Source organism: Pseudoalteromonas sp. DSM 26666, from assembly GCF_900116475.1.
Taxonomy (GTDB): domain Bacteria; phylum Pseudomonadota; class Gammaproteobacteria; order Enterobacterales; family Alteromonadaceae; genus Pseudoalteromonas; species Pseudoalteromonas tetraodonis.
Genome location: NZ_FPAR01000002.1, coordinates 210234 through 229661 on the forward strand (window position 1 = coordinate 210234; position 19428 = coordinate 229661).

The following is a 19428-nucleotide window of genomic DNA, read 5'->3' on the forward strand; positions in this document are numbered from 1 at the left end:
CCAAAATGATTACATTAAAGCTCTAAGTAGGTTTACTTGTATATTAGATAGACTTCTCAGCGGTTTTTATTTAGACCGCTACAAAAATACGATAGATAAGTATTATCACAAATTAATTAAAGAGTACTGATAGTTGCTGCTGCAAGGGGCAGCATTAAGTTTTCAGCTTTATCTGCTTTTTTCACTGATATTTGTGTAAACAATAAATGTCCACTTCCCTGCTCCTTAGCCTTTCTTACTTCATTAATTACAGAGCCGTGAGCTGGGTGCAAAGACATCCCCCCGCTACAATAGCAATAATTAGATTACGAGAGTGGCTACAAAATAAATTGAGTGAAAAAACTCAGTTGTGTAAATATTTCAGTTTTACTGTATTCATCCCAGAATTCGAAGTAATAAAGCGTAAAAGAACAACCTCAACACTTAGAATAGCTGCAATATTTTACTTAATAACCTTAGTAAGTATGCCTTTTTATGTTATAAAAAATGTAACTTGCTGATCTAAAATACAAATAACAACTTGTCCATTTGTCAGCCAGCAATGCAAACTTAAACGAGAATCAAACTCAATATTAACCATATGATTTATAAGTAAATTACTTGCAATTCTGTGCCTATATACTAGACTAGCCACAATTAGAATTTTTAGGATAAGCGCTATGAAAGGTAATCAAAAAGTAATCGACGCCTTCAATACATTGTTAGCTAACGAATTAGCTGCTATTGACCAGTATTTTATTCATTCTCGTATGTACGACGATTGGGGCTTAAACAAACTTTATGAGCGTCTTAACCATGAAATGGAAGAAGAAAAAGACCACGCTGACTGGCTAATCAAGCGTATTCTTTTTTTAGAAGGCGTACCAAACATGACCAAACGTCGTGACCTGTTAATTGGTAACGATGTAAAAAGCATGATGCAAAACGACTTAACCTTAGAACTTGAAGTGGTTGAGTGTGTTAAAGAGGTTATTGCTATCTGTGAACAACAGCAAGATTATCAATCTCGTGAAATTCTAGAAAAGCTATTATTTGATACCGAAGAAGATCACGTTTACTGGTTAGAGCAACAACTGGGTCTGATTGACAAAATTGGCACTCAAAACTATCACCAAGCTCAAATGGGCGAATAAGGACTTATATTATGAAAGGCGATAAAGACGTTATTGCAGCACTAAATAAAGTACTTGCTAATGAGCTTGTGGGTATTAACCAATACTTTTTACATGCACGCATGTTTAAAGATTTTGGTTTTAGTAAACTAGACAAAGCTGATTACAAAGTATCGATACAAAAAATGAAAAACGCCGACCGTTTAATTGAGCGTATTTTATTTTTAGAAGGCTTACCTAATCTTCAAGATTTAGGACGTTTACGTATAGGCGAAAACAGCGAAGAAATGATTGCCGCTAACATGAGCTTTGAACTTGATACCGTAGACGAGCTACGTACTGCCATTAAACTAGCTGAAAGTAAAAAAGATTACATTAGCCGTGAAGCGCTCGATAACATTTTAAATGAGCAAGAAGAGCAAATTGATTGGCTCGAAACACAGCAACTGCTGATCAAAAACACTGGGCTTGAAAACTACTTACAATCACAACTGTAAGTTAAAGTTATAAATATAAAAAAAGCAGCTAAGGCTGCTTTTTTTATGTTTAATTTTTAAATGTTAAACCAATTCGTTTAGATAGGGACTATTATATAGACTACTATTAGGCCACTTGATCGGTTATATCTGCTATTTGAATCAGTTTACGATTGAGGATCTTTTTAGTGCAGCCACAACACTTACCGCATTGGCTGCCTACTTTAAGCTCTTTAGTTAGCTCGCGCATGGTAGTAGCACCATCGTCGATGGTTTGCTCAATTTTTTTATCGGTCACACCGTGACAAAGACAAATATACATGAATACAAACAACTCTTACTTTCATTTAGTAGGTTTATACTAATCTAAACGAAAATAGTTATCAATTGGTTTTTTATAAAATTTGATTTTTTTGCATTTTTTTTGGCCAGCGCCACTTAAGTTGAGAATTCGCGGCAGCTTGAGAATTGTTTAAATTTCAATCGAAGTATGGCACTTAAATTGAGATTTATTAACTAAAGTCTCGCCTTAAATTTAAGTAGGTTTAGATTTAGGTAAATAGTTGAATGATTAAAATGAATTACATTAAGTCTGAAGAAGCCTTAATGTATACATACAGGATTAGTGCGTGGGCTATTTCCGGTTTGTGCCATAAGGGGACATTGGTAACGCCTGTGTAAGCAGCGGAAGCAGTTGACTAAAATTAGTGAAAAAAGGCAGCCATCTGTTCACCGTCTACTCTTAATACGCTGGTTATAAATCTAACTTAGCTACACACATACGCTACAAATAAGCTGGTGCAATTCCAAGTAGTCTTCAAGCTCAGGCTTATCCGTGGACATCCTTGCTTCATATACATCTACAAGGAAGCCTTTGCCTGGAGGGAAAACGTCCTTAGCAACTCCACTACGAATCAAATCCATCCAATAGTCCAGCTTCTCACCTTCCATATAATACTCAGCGAGTTTTGCCATTGCCGCATAGCATTGTTCAGTTGTAGGCCATTTCATAATGATTCCTAGATTTATAACGCCTTTGGCAACGGCGGTATTTTTGGAAACAAAAAACGTAACAGTTTACGTAGGACCAGCACGAAGTGCGTGGGTGCCTAAACTTTTTAACTTTGTGGTGTATCTCTCTCTACTTAGCCTTTGCTTTACAATGCTGATAGATACACTCTAATAATTCATGAAGCTCACTATTTACTGCTGCTTCTTGATCTGGATTTATACTGTGACCATTGGCAAAACAAATATATAAATCATTTATACTTCCTATTCCTCCAAACTTTTTAAGTACAGTTCGTGCTGATGACGCAGAACGAACATCACTAAGCCTCCAATTGCGAGCACCGTATTTGCCTAATAGCTCATTGAAAGATGTGATTGCTTCGTTTAATTCCATAACTCTCAAATACAGTAACGCCGCCTTAAGCGGTGAGTAGCAGTTGGCTAAAATGTGAAGCGAAGCGGAACCGAGCCAACTGTTACGAATCCGACTTTAAGGCCTTGTTAGCACTCAATTGCTTGTACCAATTCACAGCCAAATTACCAATTACAACTAAAAAGCCAACACTTAAATAACCTAAAAACAGCACAAAAGTGGCTGGAGTTACTTTTAAATCAAACCCAGATGCTACAAGTAATAATATGTTTGCAAGAATACTAGAAACAAAAACCATTGTGCTTACTGAATTTACATTTTTAAGACGCTCAGCGGAAGCTTGGAGTGAAACCAAGGCAACAACAAACCAGTGATAATTTGTATAAACTTCTTCCTTTGCAATAATGCTATAAATCATAGTAAAAATGAAACCGAGCATTGGTAACAAGGCAACCGAATTTAAAAATTTACTCATAACTCCCTCTTGAGTGCTAACAGCTTATTGAACACCATTTTGGTGGTTTATAACGCACCAAAACGGCGTATATTACATACCCTGATAATTTCACCAATAATTACCTTTGTAAACAGGTAATTAAAAGAGCTAGGAATTAAGCATGTTATTTTGCCCCAAAACGGCAGTTAATAATGTTATTGGACAAAATTAGGCCCCTACTCAAAGAAGTAGGAATAAATTTAACTTTTTCAGTGTCCGGTTATCGCTCTTTGCCGAAGTACGCCTGAGTGCCAAAAACAGCTATTCCGGTATAACTCGTCTCTGCCCCAAAATGAGTTACAAGATAGTGATTGAGTTGTAAGTGTAAGTGGGCTAAATCTAGTGTGTATGGGCTCAATTTTAACCCTAAGTGCTTCAAGTTCCCATATCATGCTTTATCTCTGTGAAAAATCATGTAAAGTAACTGATAATTAGAATAATTTTTCAACATCGAGATGGAAGGGCCTGATGCGAGAATTGCTAACAGTAAAAATGAAGGTTAGCTAATGGCAGATTTTTTGCGGGAAATGCCGGAGTTGGACCCTGAAATAATAACGGCAGCAAAGGAAGGGTCTCTCGTATTATTTATTGGTGCAGGTATATCCCGGCTCGTTGGTCATCAATCATGGGATGGCTTTGCATACGGTGTAGTTGAACAACTATTGAATAACAGGGTTATTAATCATTATGAAAAGGAGATGATTAATGCCCTTGCAGATCCACGTAAACGCCTTTCAATTGCAAAAATCCTTGATGACGAAAATGAAAATGGTACACAAGTTGATTATCAAAAAATATTTACGTTATCCAAAGAAAATAGTGATATTTACAAAAGTATAAATGAATTTGGTTGTACCTTTGTAACAACCAATTATGACAAGCTAATAGTTCCCGAAATTTCCAAAGAGAAAAGTGAAGATGAATGGCGTTATTTCGAAAGAAAAGACTTATTAAGCGCTAACTTGGATCAGAAAGGTGCTGTTGTACATATTCATGGTTGTGTTGATGAACCAAGTAGCATGGTTATAACTACAAAAGATTACTTGAATCACTATACATCTGGTGAGGTTCCTGAGTTTTTACAAAAGCTATTTTTAAATAAAACAGTCTTATTTTTAGGGTACGGATTAGAAGAAACTGAAATACTCGAATATGTACTTAAATCAAGTAATCAGGCAGGCTCCGCTGAAACAAAATTATTTATACTTCAAGGGTTCTTTCAAGCTGAGCAACTACTGTTCGATAAGTTAAACAAATATTATCGCAAATCTTTTAATGCCAAATTGATCGGTTTCTTACGAGACCATGAAAATTATGAACAGCAAACAAGCATTATTGAAAAGTGGGTAAAGCAGCTTGATTTTGGTGGAGCAAGCTTGGCTGAGCAATTAGCTGAGCTTGATAGTGATTTGTCATGAGCACTAATTTAACTGTAAAACAAAGAAATGCTCTTCAGAGAGTTAGAAATGAACCCGCGTTAAAGCCTTGGCTATTTAAAAAAGTCGATGATTTAGTATGGTTTGATGCATTTTTAGAGTCAGGGTACTTAGATCCTGAATGTAACCCAGCTCCAGTTACAAAGTCTGACGGTACAATTCACATACCCTCATGGCCCATCACAGAATATCTTGTTTCGTCATCTCTTAAATTAAGAGAAGAAAATGATGTCGAAATGGCACGAAAATATTTAAGCCTACTAAAAGAAGTTACTCAATATGCGGTAGCAAATGAGCGTTCTAACTACAGGACATGGTGGCAATTCAGTAAAATTCTTAGAAATATACCTTTAGAGGTTATCAACCTTGACGATATTGGCTGTGTTAGCGACTGGCTAAACGATAAATTTGACCGCTATCTTGTTAATAAGGAAATTAGTGAGTGGATGTTAGAGCTGATTGATATTAATACTGAACAGTCGGTTTCATTCGGCATATTTCTGTTAGATAAGTTATTTGCAATTCACAGTGTTGAAGGCAGATACGCAGATAATAAACATGAAGCCGTATTGGGCTTTGATGATTATCAAGCAGGAAAGTTTATAGAAGAGAATGCTGCGGCTCTCGGTGAAAAGTTAGGTTTAGTCGCAGTAAACTTATGTGAGCAAAAACTCAAAGAAGTACTCGATATTAATCGCAATGATAAGTGGTCGAATGTTTGGCGTAACGCAATACCTGAGCATAAGCAAAGCAGCAGACACAATGACGCTGATGATATTGTTCTAAAGCTTTTTAGAGATGCTTTGTTAGGTTACGTAAAAGAAGATTCTGATAACAACGCTAATGAAAAACTAACAGAGTTAATCAATAGTGATTACCAAACTATTAAACGTGTCGCTATCTATGTTGCGAGTGTATATTTTGAAAAACTTGAACAGCAAGTAATAACTTTAGTTATTCAGCCAAATCATTTTAACGATAAGTATCGCCATGAGCTTTGGCATTTTATCCACAAGAATTTTTCTTCACTACGAGCAGAGCAGCAAAAATCAGTTATTGCAGCGATAGAGTCGTTAAATGTGACGGATGAAGAAACTGGAGTGCTATTAGACAAACCAACTGCTTACAAGCAGTCAAATTGGTTTGCCGCTATCAAAGATGAAAATGAAGTGACACAAGCGAAGTATCAAGCTTGTGTTGATATTACAGGTGCTGAGCCAGATCATCCCGACTTTTCATGTTATATGAGCGGTGGTGTTGCGGTAGATGTATCTCCACTGTCTGTTTCTGAACTTGCAGTTATGCTTGAAGACATTGATTCGTTGATACATTTCTTAAACGAGTATAAGGAAGTTGGACACTTCAATGAACCGGGCATAGAGGGATTAGTTAATACGTTTGAAGAGCTAGTTTTACTCGATAGTTGTGAAATCCTTAATAATTTGGATTCATTCATTGATCTTAAACCACATTATCTAGACAAAATATTTTCTGCTTACTCAAAGTTATGGACAGATAAAGCACAGCGACCGTGGAACGAACTTTGGCCTAAAATTATTAACTTTGCTACTAAATTGTTTAATGAAGCTTCTTTTTGGAACTCTGTTGATAATACGGATTCAGGCCCGTTCATAGGTGACAAACACTGGGTGATCAGTTCTTATTGTCGATTAGTAGAATCAGGATGTGAAAAGGATGAACACGCTTTTAGTCTTGAGTTAACACACGATGTTAAAAATACGCTTGAGCTAATTCTAAACAAAGCATCTGGTGAAGATTTTAATGATGACTCTGATGCTGTATCTATGGCTATTAATAGTCCAAGGGGTCGCTGCTTAGAGGCTTACTTTAAATTAGCTCTATATCAATGCAGAAATGTTGAAAAAGATTCAGAAGAGCACATACGAATATGGGCTGGCTATCAGCCAACTTTCGATAATGAACTGAGCAAGCCACATACTGCTGGTGAATATGAATTTATTACGATTCTATTAATGTATGTGCGTAACTTTCTTTATCTTTCTAAAGACTGGACTGTGCAAAATATTGAGCAAATGTTTGGTGAAACAAATTCTCTTCAATGGCGATGCGCTATACAAGCCTATTCATATGTAGGTTGGCTAATTCCTGAAATTCATGCTCATTTTAAAGAAAAACAATATTATCCCGCACTGCTAGATGATGAAAGCTTTTCAGATACGGTTAAAGGTCGCTATATAGAATATGCATGTATTGAATATCTTCAAAAAAGAGATCAACTTGATGATGAAAGCTTGTTGAGGCTTCTTTTAGGTAGACAAAAAGAAAGTGAGTTAAGCAAAGTTGTTTGGTTTTTATGGTCTATAAGAGACCAAAATATAGAAAAGACCAAAGAGTTAGTATTTGCTCTATGGCCTGATTTAGTTGAGCTAATTAATCAACAAAATTTTGATAAAAAGCCTTTGGCATCCAAGCTAGCTTTGTGGGTGGAATACATAGATGAGTTGACTGTGGATACTAAAGCTTGGTTGATGGCTGTCGCTCCTTATGTTAATGACGATCATAATGGTATGTCGTTTATGAAAGAAATGGCGAGGTTGAGTGAAGGCTATGCCACAGATGTCGCAGACATTTGGATAGAGACATTATCAAAGCCATTCTATATGTATGATCTAGACCCTTTAGAAACAATATTTAAGAATATAATTTCGTTAGGTCAGGTCGGACAGGTTATTTCAAAAAAAATTGCTGACATTTACATAAAAAATAATGATGAGCCAGTGGTAGCGATGTATCAAAGGATCACTAAATAATGAGGTATTATAGCTCAGAAAGTCTGAGAGTGTTGACTACAACTTTTTTCCACGAACGTGTTTCAGCAAAAAATGCTAACACGTTTTTGTCCAAAAACGAGTTTGAGCGACCGTCTGTTTCTCGCTCTAAGCGCAGTTCAATCACACATAATTTGCTTGGCGTTTTGCAAACAATGACAAGATTGCCTACCCCCCTATCTGCAGTAACAATAATAAAGATTGATTGGATTATGCGAGTAAAAGCTTTTTGAAATGAGACTTGAGTTATTAACTTAAAGCGCAAGAATTATAAACCCTGAATAATTTTCATATAAAAATTCAGTAAAATTTTTTATCCATATTATACTTTTTTATTATTGCTGTAATTTTGGATAACTATGTTAAACAATTATTCTGTGCGTACCCGTTTAGCCGTGCTTGCATTGCTACCAATTATGATTTTTTTAATTACATCGTTTTTTTCAATAAACACAATGGGAAGGTTAGTAGCAGGGATTGATAGTTTATACGACGACCGTGTCGTACCACTTAAGCAAATTAAACATGTGTCTGATAATTACGCTGTAAATATTGTTGACTTACTTCACAAGTATCGTGCTGAGTCTATTACCAAATCAGCGCTTTTAGCGAATATTAATGATGCTAGAAATACGGCTGATGATGAATGGAAAGCCTACTTGAGTACACAGCTAACAGTTGAAGAAAAACGCTTGGTAGATAACGTTGAAAGTAAACTAAAGCCCGTGCTTACGCACTTGAATAATTTAATTTTAAGCATTAATAGTGGTGAGTTTTTATCACTACCACAAAATCAATTTGTTTATGAGCTTTACCAACTCTTTGATCCGCTAAGTGCCAGCTACCAAGCTTTAATTGATTTACAGCTTAAAGAAGCGAGTGATTTTAAAGTTAAAGCCGATGAGAATTATCAATTTATAAAATTGATAATGAGTGTGACAATCGCGATATTGATTTTACTTTTACTGATTGTTGCTTACTTTATTTATTCCTCGATACAAAATCCATTAATGTCATTACGCGATACCATAACGCACATTGCGACCAATGCTGATTTAACAGCTCGTGCTGAGGTTCAAGGTAAGGATGAGATTGCAGATACCGCATCTAACTTTAATGATATGCTACTTCGGATCCAAGGTTTAGTAAAAGATATGGCAGGCGCAACACTGACACTTGCCTCTGCAGCTGAAGAAATGAACTCTATTAGTATTCAGGTTGCCAGTACAGCAACGCAGCAAGAGCAACAATCGGCTATGATTGCAACTGCAATTACTCAAATGAGCAGTGCAATAGAACAAGTTGCTCAAAACGCGCAAACAACCTCCGACAAGGCTACAAGTGCCGACATTAAGGCAGGCCAAGGGCAACAAGCTGTTGCTGATAATATAGAGTCAATAAATACGCTTTCAACTTTAGTTAATACTAATACGCAGCTCATTACAGATCTAAATACACAAACCAATGATATAAACCAAGTTGTTATGATGATTCAAAGCGTTGCTGAGCAAACTAACTTGTTAGCTTTAAATGCAGCTATTGAAGCAGCAAGAGCTGGCGATTCTGGTCGTGGTTTTGCCGTTGTAGCCGATGAGGTAAGGCAACTTGCTCACAATACTCAAAAGGCAACCGCTAGCATTAATGAAATGATCACTAAACTACAAGGCATGGCTCAGCAAGCTGTTAATGCCATGGGTAACGCTGAAAGCAGCGCTAAAGAGAGTGTTGACCATGCTAATTATTCTTCGCAGGTGCTCAGCGAAATTAACCGTGAAGTTACTGAAATTGCAGATATGAATACTCAAATATCAACCGCAACTCAGGAGCAAAAAATGGTCGCAAATGAGCTAAGCAGTAATATTAATGAGTTTAGCGCGAGTATCACGTCGGTTAGCGAAAGCTCACAGCAAAATGCACAGGCATCGCAAGAACTCGCACAGCTTGCGGCAATGCTACAAGGGCAAGTTAATGTATTTAAAGTTTAGGTACTTTCATTTTGCCGCATGTTAGGAGTTATACCTTAAATGAAAGCCTTATTTGCCATCAATTAAAATTATTAATTGATGGCATGCTTGTTACTTTAAGCACTAGTTTGATTTGACAATATATTTATCCAATCACTGGGGTTTGAGAGTATAAACTGATACGAGCTGCCATCTTGCGTGAAAACCTCTATCGCATCAGCTGTTATTGGAACAAGGCCTGCGCCTTTGCCTTTACATTCAACCACTTTTAAAATTGTATCACGGGCAATTGTATATGGTTCTAACCCTAATTTTTCATTAAAAGGTTCAAAATTTAAGTCGGTTTGCGTAATCCAAAACTTTCCGTCCGCTTTCATAACTCCATTTTGAATGGTTGCCATTGTTGATTTAACGACAGTTGATTGCATATTTAAATTCCTTTACACGTGCATATAATTTCAAATTGTTCAACTTCCTTCTGTTTATTATTACAGCTAATTTGATAGCCAAAAGCAAGTTTATTTGTGCACTAACGACACAAAGCCACCTTTTAAATTTAAAAGTTACCCGAATATATTTACCTACTTTAAACTTTGTGGAATAATCTCTGCCCTCTTAGGGGAGTAGCCCGCTCAGTAATGAGTAAACTTATCAACATAATTGCACCTCATGTGCATGGTAAGTTTGTAATGTTGTAGCAAGCGTTATCGGCGAGACCTAGGTAGACACTATCCTCATGGCGGGAGATAGCTGTTTGCCTTGGTTTAGTATTCCCGCCTGAAGATTATATTAATGGATATTTTTTTAACCTCTACCGTCACTGTTGCCCTTGCTGAAATAGGCGATAAAACCCAGCTTTTATCTTTACTATTAGCTGCTCGCTTTCATAATAAAATTGCACTTATTTTAGGCATTCTCGCTGCTACTATTATTAATCATGGTTTATCTGCATGGTTTGGTGATTGGCTAAGCGGGAACTTTGCCGTCGAATACTTACCTTGGATAGTCAATATAAGCTTTATTGTGGTAGGGCTGTGGCTACTTATTCCAGATAAAGATGAAGAAGTGAGCCATAAATACGACCGCTATGGTGCATTTTTAGTGGCCTTAATCTTATTTTTTATTGCTGAAATTGGGGACAAAACACAAATTGCAACCGTGTTGCTCGGTGCACAATATCAATCAGTACTTTGGGTTACGCTGGGTACTACAGTAGGCATGTTAATTGCCAATGTCCCTGTTATTTATGCCGGTAAGGCGTTACTAAAAAGAATTCCATTAAATACCGTAAGAGCGATAGCAGCCAGTGTTTTTGTACTGTTGGGTATTTATGGTTTAGTGACTATATAATGATTAAATAACGTTTAAATCACTCTTTAATCGTTAAACAATAAAAAGCGCTTACCTACTTTTATACAAGTTAGTTGTAAGCGCTTTTTATATAAGGGTATATGATTTAGGCGTTATTTACACAATAGCAGCCTTTTGTATCCGCTATTAATAATGATGAGTTAAATCCGGCCTGTAAATTACTAATAACGGTTTCCACAAAGCTACTACCTTGAGAGCATGCCAGCCCTTCAGATAAAGGCCCTGCATAAACAAACTCACCATTTTTATCAATTAAAACGGCGGCAGGTGTGGCAGGGATCACTGACTTTAACTCATTATTTAATACAAAATTTTGCACTTCAACGCCTTGGTTTGTAGCAAAGCGTTGCAGGGCTGATAAATGAGGCTGTGCTTGAATTGTACAGCCGCAATTTTCTTGCGTAATAATCACAAGTTGAGCACTGTCTTTGTTTTGCCACAGTACTTGGTTTTTAAATTGCGAAAACCAGTTTTGTTGTTTAAGCATATTACCCTCATCAAAGGGCTTTAGCTGCCCTAGCTGAAAGTAAACAAGTGCCGACACAACAAAAGCAAGCCATATACAAATTAAGCTAATGGTGAAATAACGAGACTTATTTAAATTTTGCAATACTTTGCTCTAATACATCAATACTTACGTCTATCAGCTGCACTTTAGCCGTTAACTGCTCAACTATTTTAGTCTCTTGATACTGATTTTGGCGCATTTGATCTGTACTCATTGCTATTTGCTCTGTATTTCCAGCCTGTTCGGCAACCACTTGAGCTACTGAGTTAGTGCTGGCAGATACCGCTTGAATTTGATCACTCATTGACGAAATATTCTCTTTCATCGTTGCGCTTATTTTTGTTAAATCAACCACAAATTCTACACATTGATTCATCGACTGAGTTGACGTGCGACTATTATTTACCAGATCTGTAAGCGTAGACGCTATTTTGGTTGTTGTTGCTTGGCTGCTATTTGCAAGCGAGCGTACTTCATCGGCAACAACAGCAAACCCTCTGCCATGCTCACCCGCTCGTGCGGCCTCTATTGCAGCATTAAGGGCTAATAAATTAGTTTGGTCGGCTATGCCTGAAATTTCATTGAGTAAACTAGTAATAACATCCCCAGCGGCCACTAAGTGGCTTAACTGCTCTTCAGTGTTTGTTAACAAGGTGAGTAGCTCGGTGCTTTTTCTGTCGGTTTGTAATACTTCTTCCAGCGCAACATTGGCTGATTCAGTAATGCTATTAACTTGTTGTTTTAAAGTATCACTTTCTTGTTCAACTAACTTAAAACCATGCGCAACTTGTGCGCCTGAATTAGCAATATCATCTGTTTGCGCGTTTCGTTGCTGCGCGCTATTGGCTAACTCATCATGAACATGAATAAGCTCTTTAGAGTTATTTTTTAAAGAGTCAGACTGAACTTGAACTTGCTTAATCACATCTGATAAGTACTCAAGCAAAGTATTAAAACCAACTACCGCTTTGCTTGTTGTGTCATCTGCTCGCATAGAAAGCTTAACTTGATTTGGATCTTGCATTATTTGCTCTGTGGCATAACTTAACGATAGACCCGCACGGCGTTCGCGATTTAATGTTACGGCAATAAAACCAGCTACAAGCGCTTCCACAATGGCATACGTTGCGTGAATAAGCACTGTTGAAAAGGCGAGTCGGTCTGGATCAAATACGTAAAAACCAGTATTTTGTGTTTGCAAATAGTAAAAAGATAAATGGTGTATAGCTACAAACACAATAGCGGTAATAAACACTCGCCACTGTATGAACATTATTAGCATGGCTAAGAAAATGAATATTTCGAAATGCACTTCGATAAGGCCATAGGCTTGTTGAATATGTAAAAATGAAAACATCATAATTGCAGCCGCAACAACATGCGGTGTCATTTTGCTATCGGGTTGGGTTTTTAAAAGCCAAATGGGGAGCAAACATAACGGTAAGCCGACAAGAAATGCTTCTGTCAGGGTGCCAAAATAAAGACCAATACCTATAGACTCAATAAACAAAAGACTAAAAATAATTGTGAATAACCGACTTACACTAGACATAAAAACCTTAAATTAATTGTGTTCTAATTTAAACACGTTCAGCTGATATTTAAACTCAAAACAGCTAGCTATTTATTATTTCAAATCAAACAAAGTACAAATTATTTGATTTAAAACCGTTTTTAATGCGCTACTTAACAATTGGTAGTATTTGTTTAAAGGTAGACGTCCCTGCTTTTGTTGTCCATTGAAATATGATGGTCTCTACACAAGAGACTATAGCACCGGCTTGACGAAGCTGTTCTAGTGCAATAGCTTTGTGCTCTGTGTTTCTTGATGCTACTGCATCAGCTGCCACAGTGACCGCATAACCCTGCTGTAATAAATCTAAGCATGTTTGTAACACACAAACGTGCGCTTCAGTGCCAATTACAACTATATGTGGGCGATTTAATTGCGCAAGAGTATCTAAAAACCCCTCTTGTGCACAGGCACTAAAGTTAATTTTTTCAAAATAGCGAGCATTAGGTAACACAGATTTTATTTTCTCATCACTTTCACCTAGTCCTTTTTTATAATGTTCTGTAATTATTGAAGGAATTTGATGAATAGCACTTGCTTTTGCTAACTGCAAAGCACAATCTAGCGTGTCATTAAACGAAGTAATCGCTGGTGCTAACTTACTTTGTAAGTCGATAACTAAAAGTATACTGTGCTCTGCTTTAATATTTCCTGCGTAATTCATACTATGTCCTTACGTTATAATCAGATTAACCTTGTAAAACACCAACGAAAATACAACAAACAATTTACATTTAATGCTTTTTGTAATTTTTGAATTAAACTCATGTTATATTACGCCAACATTTAATACCAACCTTGTTCGTTGTAAGGGTAAGTGCTTTTGAGTAAGTTTTTCTTTATTGTTTATATGTTTATATTTGTTTGCTCGCAGCATAGTTTTGCTTCACAAACTTATTCAGAACAATTACAACGTGTCACTAACAACGAACAATTGTCGCAAAGCTTTATAGTGAAATCACTCCAAGATGACATGGGCTATGTATGGATTGCTACAACTGAAGGTTTATACCGATTCGACGGATACCAAGTCACGCCTTACGAGAGCGAATTGGGTTTAAAAAATAACTACATTAATAGTATTTATAAAGCAATTGACGGCCAAATTCTGGTTAATACTCAACTTGCAGGAAGTTATTTGATTAACCCTAATACCTTGCAAGCAGAGCTAATATATTCAGGGCACTTAAACCAAAATCAAGAAAAGTTCTCTCCTGTTCAGGCTGTTGCTGAACAACCGGCGCATTTTTATTTTTCTATTGATTCGCACATCTACCGATATGGTAAAACATCAAAAGACCTAACACTCATCTCATCTTTGCCCGATGAAAATATGTTTATTAGAGCATTATCATTATACCAAAACACATTGTATATTGGTGCCGATCAGGGGCTATATGTTTATAACTTTGCCAATAACGACCTACAACAAATAACACTTAACGACATTCAAGAAGTTACAAACGATAGCAACAATGTTAAATTTTTATCCATAGATGATGAGCTCGGTTTGTTAATTGGTACGGTTGAAGGAATGTATCGGATTGCTTTTGATGAAATTAAAAATATAAACCCTTCAGCATTAACAACTTTGATAAGTGACTATAATATTTGGGATTATATAAACACACCGTATGGTGAGTTTATTGCCACAGAAAGTGGGTTATTTGAATTCGATAGAAAAAACACAAGCATTAGCCCTATTTTAAACTTCAAAGATAGTAACTACAACGTAACAGAGAACACGATAAACGATATTATGTTTGATGAGTCGGGCTTACTTTGGTTAGGTTCTAGAACACATGGAATATTTACTTGGGCAGCACAAACAAAAAAGTTTAAAAAAATAACCTTACCTGAAAATAATATTGTAAACACTATTTACCAAGATAATAGTAAATTACTGTGGATAGGCACTGACGATGGGCTTGTTCAGTATAACTTAGAAACCCAAAAGAGTGACTTATATCTACAATCTAAAGATAGCAAAGCGGTCTATGGCCTATCGGCTATAGGTGATATTTTCCCTGCATATGGCAAAGGCGATAACTACCTATGGCTAGCAACTTTTTCCGGGCTCGATCTCTTTAATAAAGAAACAACAACATTTGAAAAAAACAAATACATTACTCAGTACAAGTTAAATACCGACTATACGTTCGGCATTGCACAAGTTGCACCCGATACTTTTGCTTATATAAACAATGATAACTTTTATATATTTAATGGTAACACAGGCGAAAACCGAGTTATTAATGGACTAAAAGAGCAGGTATCGCCCATGCTTGCATATACGTTTCATACCCCATCTGAGGCTTTCCCTGGCGAATTACTGTTAAGTACCTCTGACACGCTTTTTCGATACAACGAAGAAACAGCGACTTTAATTACTATTTTTAAATCTAAAACAGCAAAAAACAATCTTTACCATACAGTAGAGAATTATTATTACGATGCTAAGCGAGGGCTGCTGTGGTTAGCCACCACCCAAGAAGGCTTAATTGCAGTAAACGCTAAAACATATCAGCAAGTGCATGTATTTGATAAACACAACTCATTAAATACTAACTCTATTTTTAAACTTATTGCAGATAATAAAGACTTTTTATGGATAAGTACTGATAACGGTCTTTATCAACTTAATTTAGATACGCTTAACATCACCACGTACACAATAAAAGATGGCTTAAGTAACAATCACTTTACAGCACTAGCAGCATTAAGGTTACACAACAACGAGTTAGCGTTTGGTAACCGTAGCGGCGTGCTAATGTTTGACCCAGAGCAATTTGATAATGAACAGCGAAAAATCAATAATAACTTAGCAATTACTAATATTAGTTTGTTTTCACAAGCCCTTAATTACTCCCCTTCAAAATACAGCACTGAACCATTAATGCTTAAGCACGACGATATGGGCTTAACGGTTCGGTTTTCAAATTTTGATTATAAAAATCTTAATAAAACCTACTACAAAGTTGAGCTTACAGGCCCTTCGTCTTTGAGCTACAACGATTTAAAATCTAACCAGGTGTTTTTTACTAAACTACAACCTGGTGATTATATTTTGTCTGTGTCTACTCAACAGCGAAATGGAGTGATTACAAGTGACCCCATACAGTTAAAATTTAGTGTAGCTTACGCCCCTTGGCAGTCTCCTATTGCATATACTTTATATTTTATTGCTATTGTTATTATTTTGTTTTTATTTTTCTGGCAATACCGAAGCCGTAAAATTGCAATTGAACAAGCTCACCGCGCCGCTGTGCACTCTAAAACACAAACTGAGCTGGCACTAAAAAGTAATAAAAGCGGTGTATGGAACTATAGCTTTGCAGATAACTCAGTAAATACAGATAGAGGCGCAGAGCTTGGCTACGAGAACTTACCTGAACGCATCGATATAAGTAGTTTTTTTAATATTATGCATCCTGATGAGCGTCGCAGGCTACAAAGTAAATGGAATACTTTTACAAACCAAACTAAGCAAAAACATTGGCAAGCTACTTATCGTTTACGGCACAAAGATGGGCACTGGTTATGGTTTCATGATTTGGGGCAAACTATTTATAATGAAGACACTAAAGAGCCTCTTTATGTGTCGGGTATTTTTACTAATATTACCGAGCAGCTGGCAAACGAACAACAAGCCAAAATATTAGGCGAAGCATTTAGTCAAATAAATGACTTTTTACTTATTTTAGATGAAGACCTCGTGCCATTTTCAGCCAATAACAGCTTTATGGATGTGTTTTCTGATGAAGGCAGAGAGGGGATTGTTACCTCAAAATTATTTATTAATGCCATTGGACAAGCTAAGTGTAGAGAGTTTGCAACAATTTTAAAAGCACTTAAACCAAAAGAAAACTGGCGAACAAATGCTTATGTAAAGACCACAAAAGCTGAAAAACACCCTATTCATTTAAGTGCCACAGCCGTTGCTAATGAAAAAGATAAAGTCAGTTATTATGTTATTGTTATTACCGATTTAACAGAGCAGAAACGCGCTGAAAATGAGTTACGCTACCTTGCTAATTACGATGCGTTAACGGGCTTACCTAATCGTAGTTTAATGAATCAAAAAATCGAAAATGCCATTACAAGCGCCGCTAAAGACGATTCGCAATGCGCTGTTATATTTATAGATTTAGATAAATTTAAACCCGTCAATGACTCTTTTGGCCATGCAGTGGGTGACAAACTATTGTGCAATATTACCGAGCGAGTGAGCCAATACTTAGGTGATGACGCTACATTTGGCCGCCAAAGTGGTGATGAATTTTTAGTGTTAGTTGAAAACGTTACCTCAATGGCCTCTTTACAACACACCCTCAACGAAATGAGCAAAGAGCTGGCTAACAAGGTTATTATTGAAGACTTCGCTATTAATATATCAGCCAGTATTGGTATTGCATTGTACCCATACGATGCAACATCGACCGATGCCCTCATACGTAACGCAGATATTGCCATGATGCATGCTAAACAAGCAGGCAGAAATGGATTTCAGTTTTTTAATGAAAAAATGAATGAGCAAATTAAACAAAAGCTTATTCTTGAAAACGACTTAAAAGATGCTGCTAGGGACAATCTGTTTTTTAATCACTATCAACCTATTGTTAATACACTAGATAAAACAATAAGTGGGGTTGAATTACTCATGCGCTGGGAAAACCAAGGCAAACCGGTTTCTCCCGCTTTATTTATACCTATTGCTGAAGAGACTGGCTTAATTGATATGTTAACTGAGCAAGCATTACAGCGTGCAATTACTGAGCTTGCTCCACTTTTGAACATTAACCCGTTGTTTTACATATCGTTAAATTTGTCTCCAAAACATATTTTAAAGGCCAATATAACGCAGCAGCTCAGCTCCATACTAGAAAAAGCACAGATAAAACCACAACAACTTCGTTTAGAAATTACAGAAAACACGCTATTAGAAGATAAATACAAAGCAGCTAAGCAACTAAAAAGCTTACAGGCTGCTGGGTTCAAACTGTTTCTTGATGATTTTGGCACTGGCTATTCATCGTTAACTTATTTGAGTCAATTTCCAATTAATGTGATAAAAATAGATCAAAGCTTTGTTAATAGTATTGGTATTGATAAAGGGAATGAATCTATTATTAAAACGATTTACTCACTCGCTGAAAACTTAGAGTTATATTGCATTGCCGAAGGGGTAGAAACGCGGGAGCAGCTAGAGTTTTTAAAAAATATTGGCTGTCATAAGCTACAAGGTTACTACCTTGCTCGCCCTATGAGTGCTAACGATTTAATGAGCCCGGAGTGTTTCGAAAAAATTATTGATTTGATATGAAACTAAAAGCGACTTAGGTAAGTCGCTTTTAGGTTTAACGCATTAGTGTATGTGCTTGCATTCGTAGCTTTCTATTTGTAATACGCTGTTGCGCACATTAAATTTATCTGCAAGCAGTTTAATTACCTTTAAGCGGCACTCTTCATCATGTTTTTCTATAGTACAGTGTTGTTTTAGCACAACATGAGCACCAACAATAACCTTTTTGTTTTTACGAACAACAGTGACATTGTGCACATTTGCAACATGTTCCATGGTGGTTATTTCTGTTTCAATATCGGCCACTTTAGGTAACTTAGCTTTATTTGAACGCAACCCCTTGAGACAGCTAATAATGACCTTAATACCGGTAAACAAGACAAAAGACGCAATTAACATGCTCGATAAAATATCAATTACATTCCAGCCTGTTATGTATATAAGTACACCAGCAGCAAAAGTAGAAACCGTTGATATTAAATCAAAAAACGAGTGTAAAAACACGGCATACACATTAATGCTCGCCTTACGGCCTTTATAAAGCACCCATGCCGCTGCGCCATGAAATAAAAAACCAATAGCAGCAATTACCGACATCAAGTAACTATTAATAACCAGCTCATGTCCCCCTTTATGATGCATAAAGCGCTCAGTGCCCTCATATAAAATAAGTGAACTAATGGCTAGGTATAAAACGCCGTTGATCAACCCCCCTATTAGCTCTGCTTTTTGATGGCCATCGTTATAGGTTTTAGCTAAATGAATAGCAAAGCTAGACGCAATGAGAGCAATGAACAAAGAGCTATTATGAACAAACAAATGCCCTGCATCAGCAAGTACTGCAAGTGAGTTTGCGTAATACGCACCCACTAATTGAATCACCATAAATGAGCAGGTAATTGCAAGTGCAATTAACAAACGGCGACGAGAAGCGTGATGTGTGGTTATTTCTGTCATGAAATATAATAGACCTTCACTAAAAATAAAGTAAGCTTA

Annotated in this window: 17 protein-coding genes and 1 riboswitch; of the genes, 7 read left to right on the plus strand and 10 right to left on the minus strand. The window is 36.6% G+C overall.

The genetic code is table 11. The features are described 5' to 3' along the window. Nucleotides 1–116 precede the first annotated feature (116 nt). Nucleotides 117–278, minus strand: coding sequence for a hypothetical protein (locus tag BM380_RS18305; protein ID WP_013463108.1), 162 nt, complete (start codon nt 276–278; stop codon nt 117–119). A gap of 381 nt (nt 279–659) precedes the next feature. Here BM380_RS18305 and bfr (BM380_RS04940) point away from each other — a divergent pair, with 381 nt between their 5' ends. After that, nucleotides 660–1133 carry a bacterioferritin gene (gene bfr, locus BM380_RS04940; RefSeq protein ID WP_008466858.1) on the plus strand — a complete coding sequence of 158 codons (474 nt, stop codon included), beginning with the start codon at nt 660–662 and terminating at the stop codon, nt 1131–1133. Nucleotides 1134–1144: 11 nt separating this feature from the next. Continuing rightward, entirely contained in the window at nt 1145–1609 is a 465-nt protein-coding gene (bfr, locus tag BM380_RS04945; RefSeq protein ID WP_036955020.1) for a bacterioferritin, read from the plus strand. A gap of 106 nt (nt 1610–1715) precedes the next feature. Here the strand turns inward: bfr (BM380_RS04945) and BM380_RS04950 are convergent, their stop codons facing one another. The 4 genes from BM380_RS04950 to BM380_RS04965 all read right to left on the minus strand — a co-directional run bounded on the left by BM380_RS04950 (nt 1716) and on the right by BM380_RS04965 (nt 3447). After that, nucleotides 1716–1910: a (2Fe-2S)-binding protein gene (locus BM380_RS04950; RefSeq protein WP_011329912.1), complete on the minus strand. Its 195-nt coding sequence runs from the start codon at nt 1908–1910 to the stop codon at nt 1716–1718. Between the two features lie 449 nt (nt 1911–2359). Then, on the minus strand, nt 2360–2599 hold the full coding sequence (locus tag BM380_RS04955) for a hypothetical protein (protein WP_090493286.1): 240 nt from the start codon (nt 2597–2599) through the stop codon (nt 2360–2362). Nucleotides 2600–2729: 130 nt separating this feature from the next. Then, entirely contained in the window at nt 2730–2993 is a 264-nt protein-coding gene (locus tag BM380_RS04960) for a DUF6966 domain-containing protein (RefSeq protein ID WP_090493287.1), read from the minus strand. Nucleotides 2994–3075: 82 nt separating this feature from the next. Further along, the gene (locus tag BM380_RS04965) at nt 3076–3447 is read right to left on the minus strand and encodes a hypothetical protein (protein ID WP_090493289.1); all 372 of its coding nucleotides are present in this window, start codon (nt 3445–3447) and stop codon (nt 3076–3078) included. Nucleotides 3448–3974: 527 nt separating this feature from the next. Here BM380_RS04965 and BM380_RS04970 point away from each other — a divergent pair. The 3 genes from BM380_RS04970 to BM380_RS04985 all read left to right on the plus strand — a co-directional run bounded on the left by BM380_RS04970 (nt 3975) and on the right by BM380_RS04985 (nt 9699). Then, nucleotides 3975–4886 (plus strand): SIR2 family protein, encoded by a 912-nt coding sequence (locus BM380_RS04970; protein ID WP_033104428.1) that lies wholly within the window; start codon nt 3975–3977, stop codon nt 4884–4886. Then, complete coding sequence (locus tag BM380_RS04975; RefSeq protein ID WP_033104427.1) at nt 4883–7696, plus strand: hypothetical protein; 2814 nt, start codon at nt 4883–4885, stop codon at nt 7694–7696. Before BM380_RS04970 ends, BM380_RS04975 begins: the two co-directional genes overlap by 4 nt. 377 nt (nt 7697–8073) lie before the next feature. Continuing rightward, a complete protein-coding gene (locus tag BM380_RS04985; protein ID WP_090493293.1) occupies nt 8074–9699 on the plus strand; it encodes a methyl-accepting chemotaxis protein in 1626 nt (541 codons plus the stop codon). A 95-nt stretch (nt 9700–9794) separates the two neighbouring features. Here BM380_RS04985 and BM380_RS04990 read toward each other — a convergent pair whose 3' ends face one another. Continuing rightward, nucleotides 9795–10106 (minus strand): hypothetical protein, encoded by a 312-nt coding sequence (locus BM380_RS04990; RefSeq protein ID WP_013463090.1) that lies wholly within the window; start codon nt 10104–10106, stop codon nt 9795–9797. Nucleotides 10107–10284: 178 nt separating this feature from the next. Further along, a riboswitch (yybP-ykoY riboswitch) is annotated at nt 10285–10386 on the plus strand. 84 nt (nt 10387–10470) lie between these two features. Here BM380_RS04990 and BM380_RS04995 point away from each other — a divergent pair. Further along, nucleotides 10471–11028 (plus strand): TMEM165/GDT1 family protein, encoded by a 558-nt coding sequence (locus BM380_RS04995; protein ID WP_024601069.1) that lies wholly within the window; start codon nt 10471–10473, stop codon nt 11026–11028. A gap of 106 nt (nt 11029–11134) precedes the next feature. Here BM380_RS04995 and BM380_RS05000 read toward each other — a convergent pair whose 3' ends face one another. The 3 genes from BM380_RS05000 to BM380_RS05010 all read right to left on the minus strand — a co-directional run bounded on the left by BM380_RS05000 (nt 11135) and on the right by BM380_RS05010 (nt 13794). Next, on the minus strand, nt 11135–11659 hold the full coding sequence (locus BM380_RS05000; RefSeq protein ID WP_090493295.1) for a DUF6436 domain-containing protein: 525 nt from the start codon (nt 11657–11659) through the stop codon (nt 11135–11137). Beyond that, nucleotides 11643–13109, minus strand: coding sequence for a methyl-accepting chemotaxis protein (locus tag BM380_RS05005; protein ID WP_090493297.1), 1467 nt, complete (start codon nt 13107–13109; stop codon nt 11643–11645). The genes BM380_RS05000 and BM380_RS05005 overlap by 17 nt, the downstream gene beginning before the upstream one ends. A gap of 130 nt (nt 13110–13239) precedes the next feature. Beyond that, entirely contained in the window at nt 13240–13794 is a 555-nt protein-coding gene (locus BM380_RS05010) for an isochorismatase family protein (RefSeq protein WP_090493299.1), read from the minus strand. Between the two features lie 159 nt (nt 13795–13953). On the opposite strand from BM380_RS05010, the gene BM380_RS05015 reads away from it, so the two are divergent. After that, nucleotides 13954–18453 carry an EAL domain-containing protein gene (locus tag BM380_RS05015; RefSeq protein ID WP_090493577.1) on the plus strand — a complete coding sequence of 1500 codons (4500 nt, stop codon included), beginning with the start codon at nt 13954–13956 and terminating at the stop codon, nt 18451–18453. Between the two features lie 42 nt (nt 18454–18495). Here the strand turns inward: BM380_RS05015 and BM380_RS05020 are convergent, their stop codons facing one another. After that, a complete protein-coding gene (locus tag BM380_RS05020) occupies nt 18496–19389 on the minus strand; it encodes a cation diffusion facilitator family transporter (protein ID WP_013463085.1) in 894 nt (297 codons plus the stop codon). Between the last annotated feature and the right edge of the window lie 39 nt (nt 19390–19428).

Coding starts and splice junctions, on each gene's coding strand:
- BM380_RS18305 (WP_013463108.1), bottom strand. CDS start 278: ATGTCTTTGCACCCAGCTCACGGCTCTGTAATTAATGAAGTAAGAAAG.
- bfr (WP_008466858.1), top strand. CDS start 660: ATGAAAGGTAATCAAAAAGTAATCGACGCCTTCAATACATTGTTAGCT.
- bfr (WP_036955020.1), top strand. CDS start 1,145: ATGAAAGGCGATAAAGACGTTATTGCAGCACTAAATAAAGTACTTGCT.
- BM380_RS04950 (WP_011329912.1), bottom strand. CDS start 1,910: ATGTATATTTGTCTTTGTCACGGTGTGACCGATAAAAAAATTGAGCAA.
- BM380_RS04955 (WP_090493286.1), bottom strand. CDS start 2,599: ATGAAATGGCCTACAACTGAACAATGCTATGCGGCAATGGCAAAACTC.
- BM380_RS04960 (WP_090493287.1), bottom strand. CDS start 2,993: ATGGAATTAAACGAAGCAATCACATCTTTCAATGAGCTATTAGGCAAA.
- BM380_RS04965 (WP_090493289.1), bottom strand. CDS start 3,447: ATGAGTAAATTTTTAAATTCGGTTGCCTTGTTACCAATGCTCGGTTTC.
- BM380_RS04970 (WP_033104428.1), top strand. CDS start 3,975: ATGGCAGATTTTTTGCGGGAAATGCCGGAGTTGGACCCTGAAATAATA.
- BM380_RS04975 (WP_033104427.1), top strand. CDS start 4,883: ATGAGCACTAATTTAACTGTAAAACAAAGAAATGCTCTTCAGAGAGTT.
- BM380_RS04985 (WP_090493293.1), top strand. CDS start 8,074: ATGTTAAACAATTATTCTGTGCGTACCCGTTTAGCCGTGCTTGCATTG.
- BM380_RS04990 (WP_013463090.1), bottom strand. CDS start 10,106: ATGCAATCAACTGTCGTTAAATCAACAATGGCAACCATTCAAAATGGA.
- BM380_RS04995 (WP_024601069.1), top strand. CDS start 10,471: ATGGATATTTTTTTAACCTCTACCGTCACTGTTGCCCTTGCTGAAATA.
- BM380_RS05005 (WP_090493297.1), bottom strand. CDS start 13,109: ATGTCTAGTGTAAGTCGGTTATTCACAATTATTTTTAGTCTTTTGTTT.
- BM380_RS05010 (WP_090493299.1), bottom strand. CDS start 13,794: ATGAATTACGCAGGAAATATTAAAGCAGAGCACAGTATACTTTTAGTT.
- BM380_RS05020 (WP_013463085.1), bottom strand. CDS start 19,389: ATGACAGAAATAACCACACATCACGCTTCTCGTCGCCGTTTGTTAATT.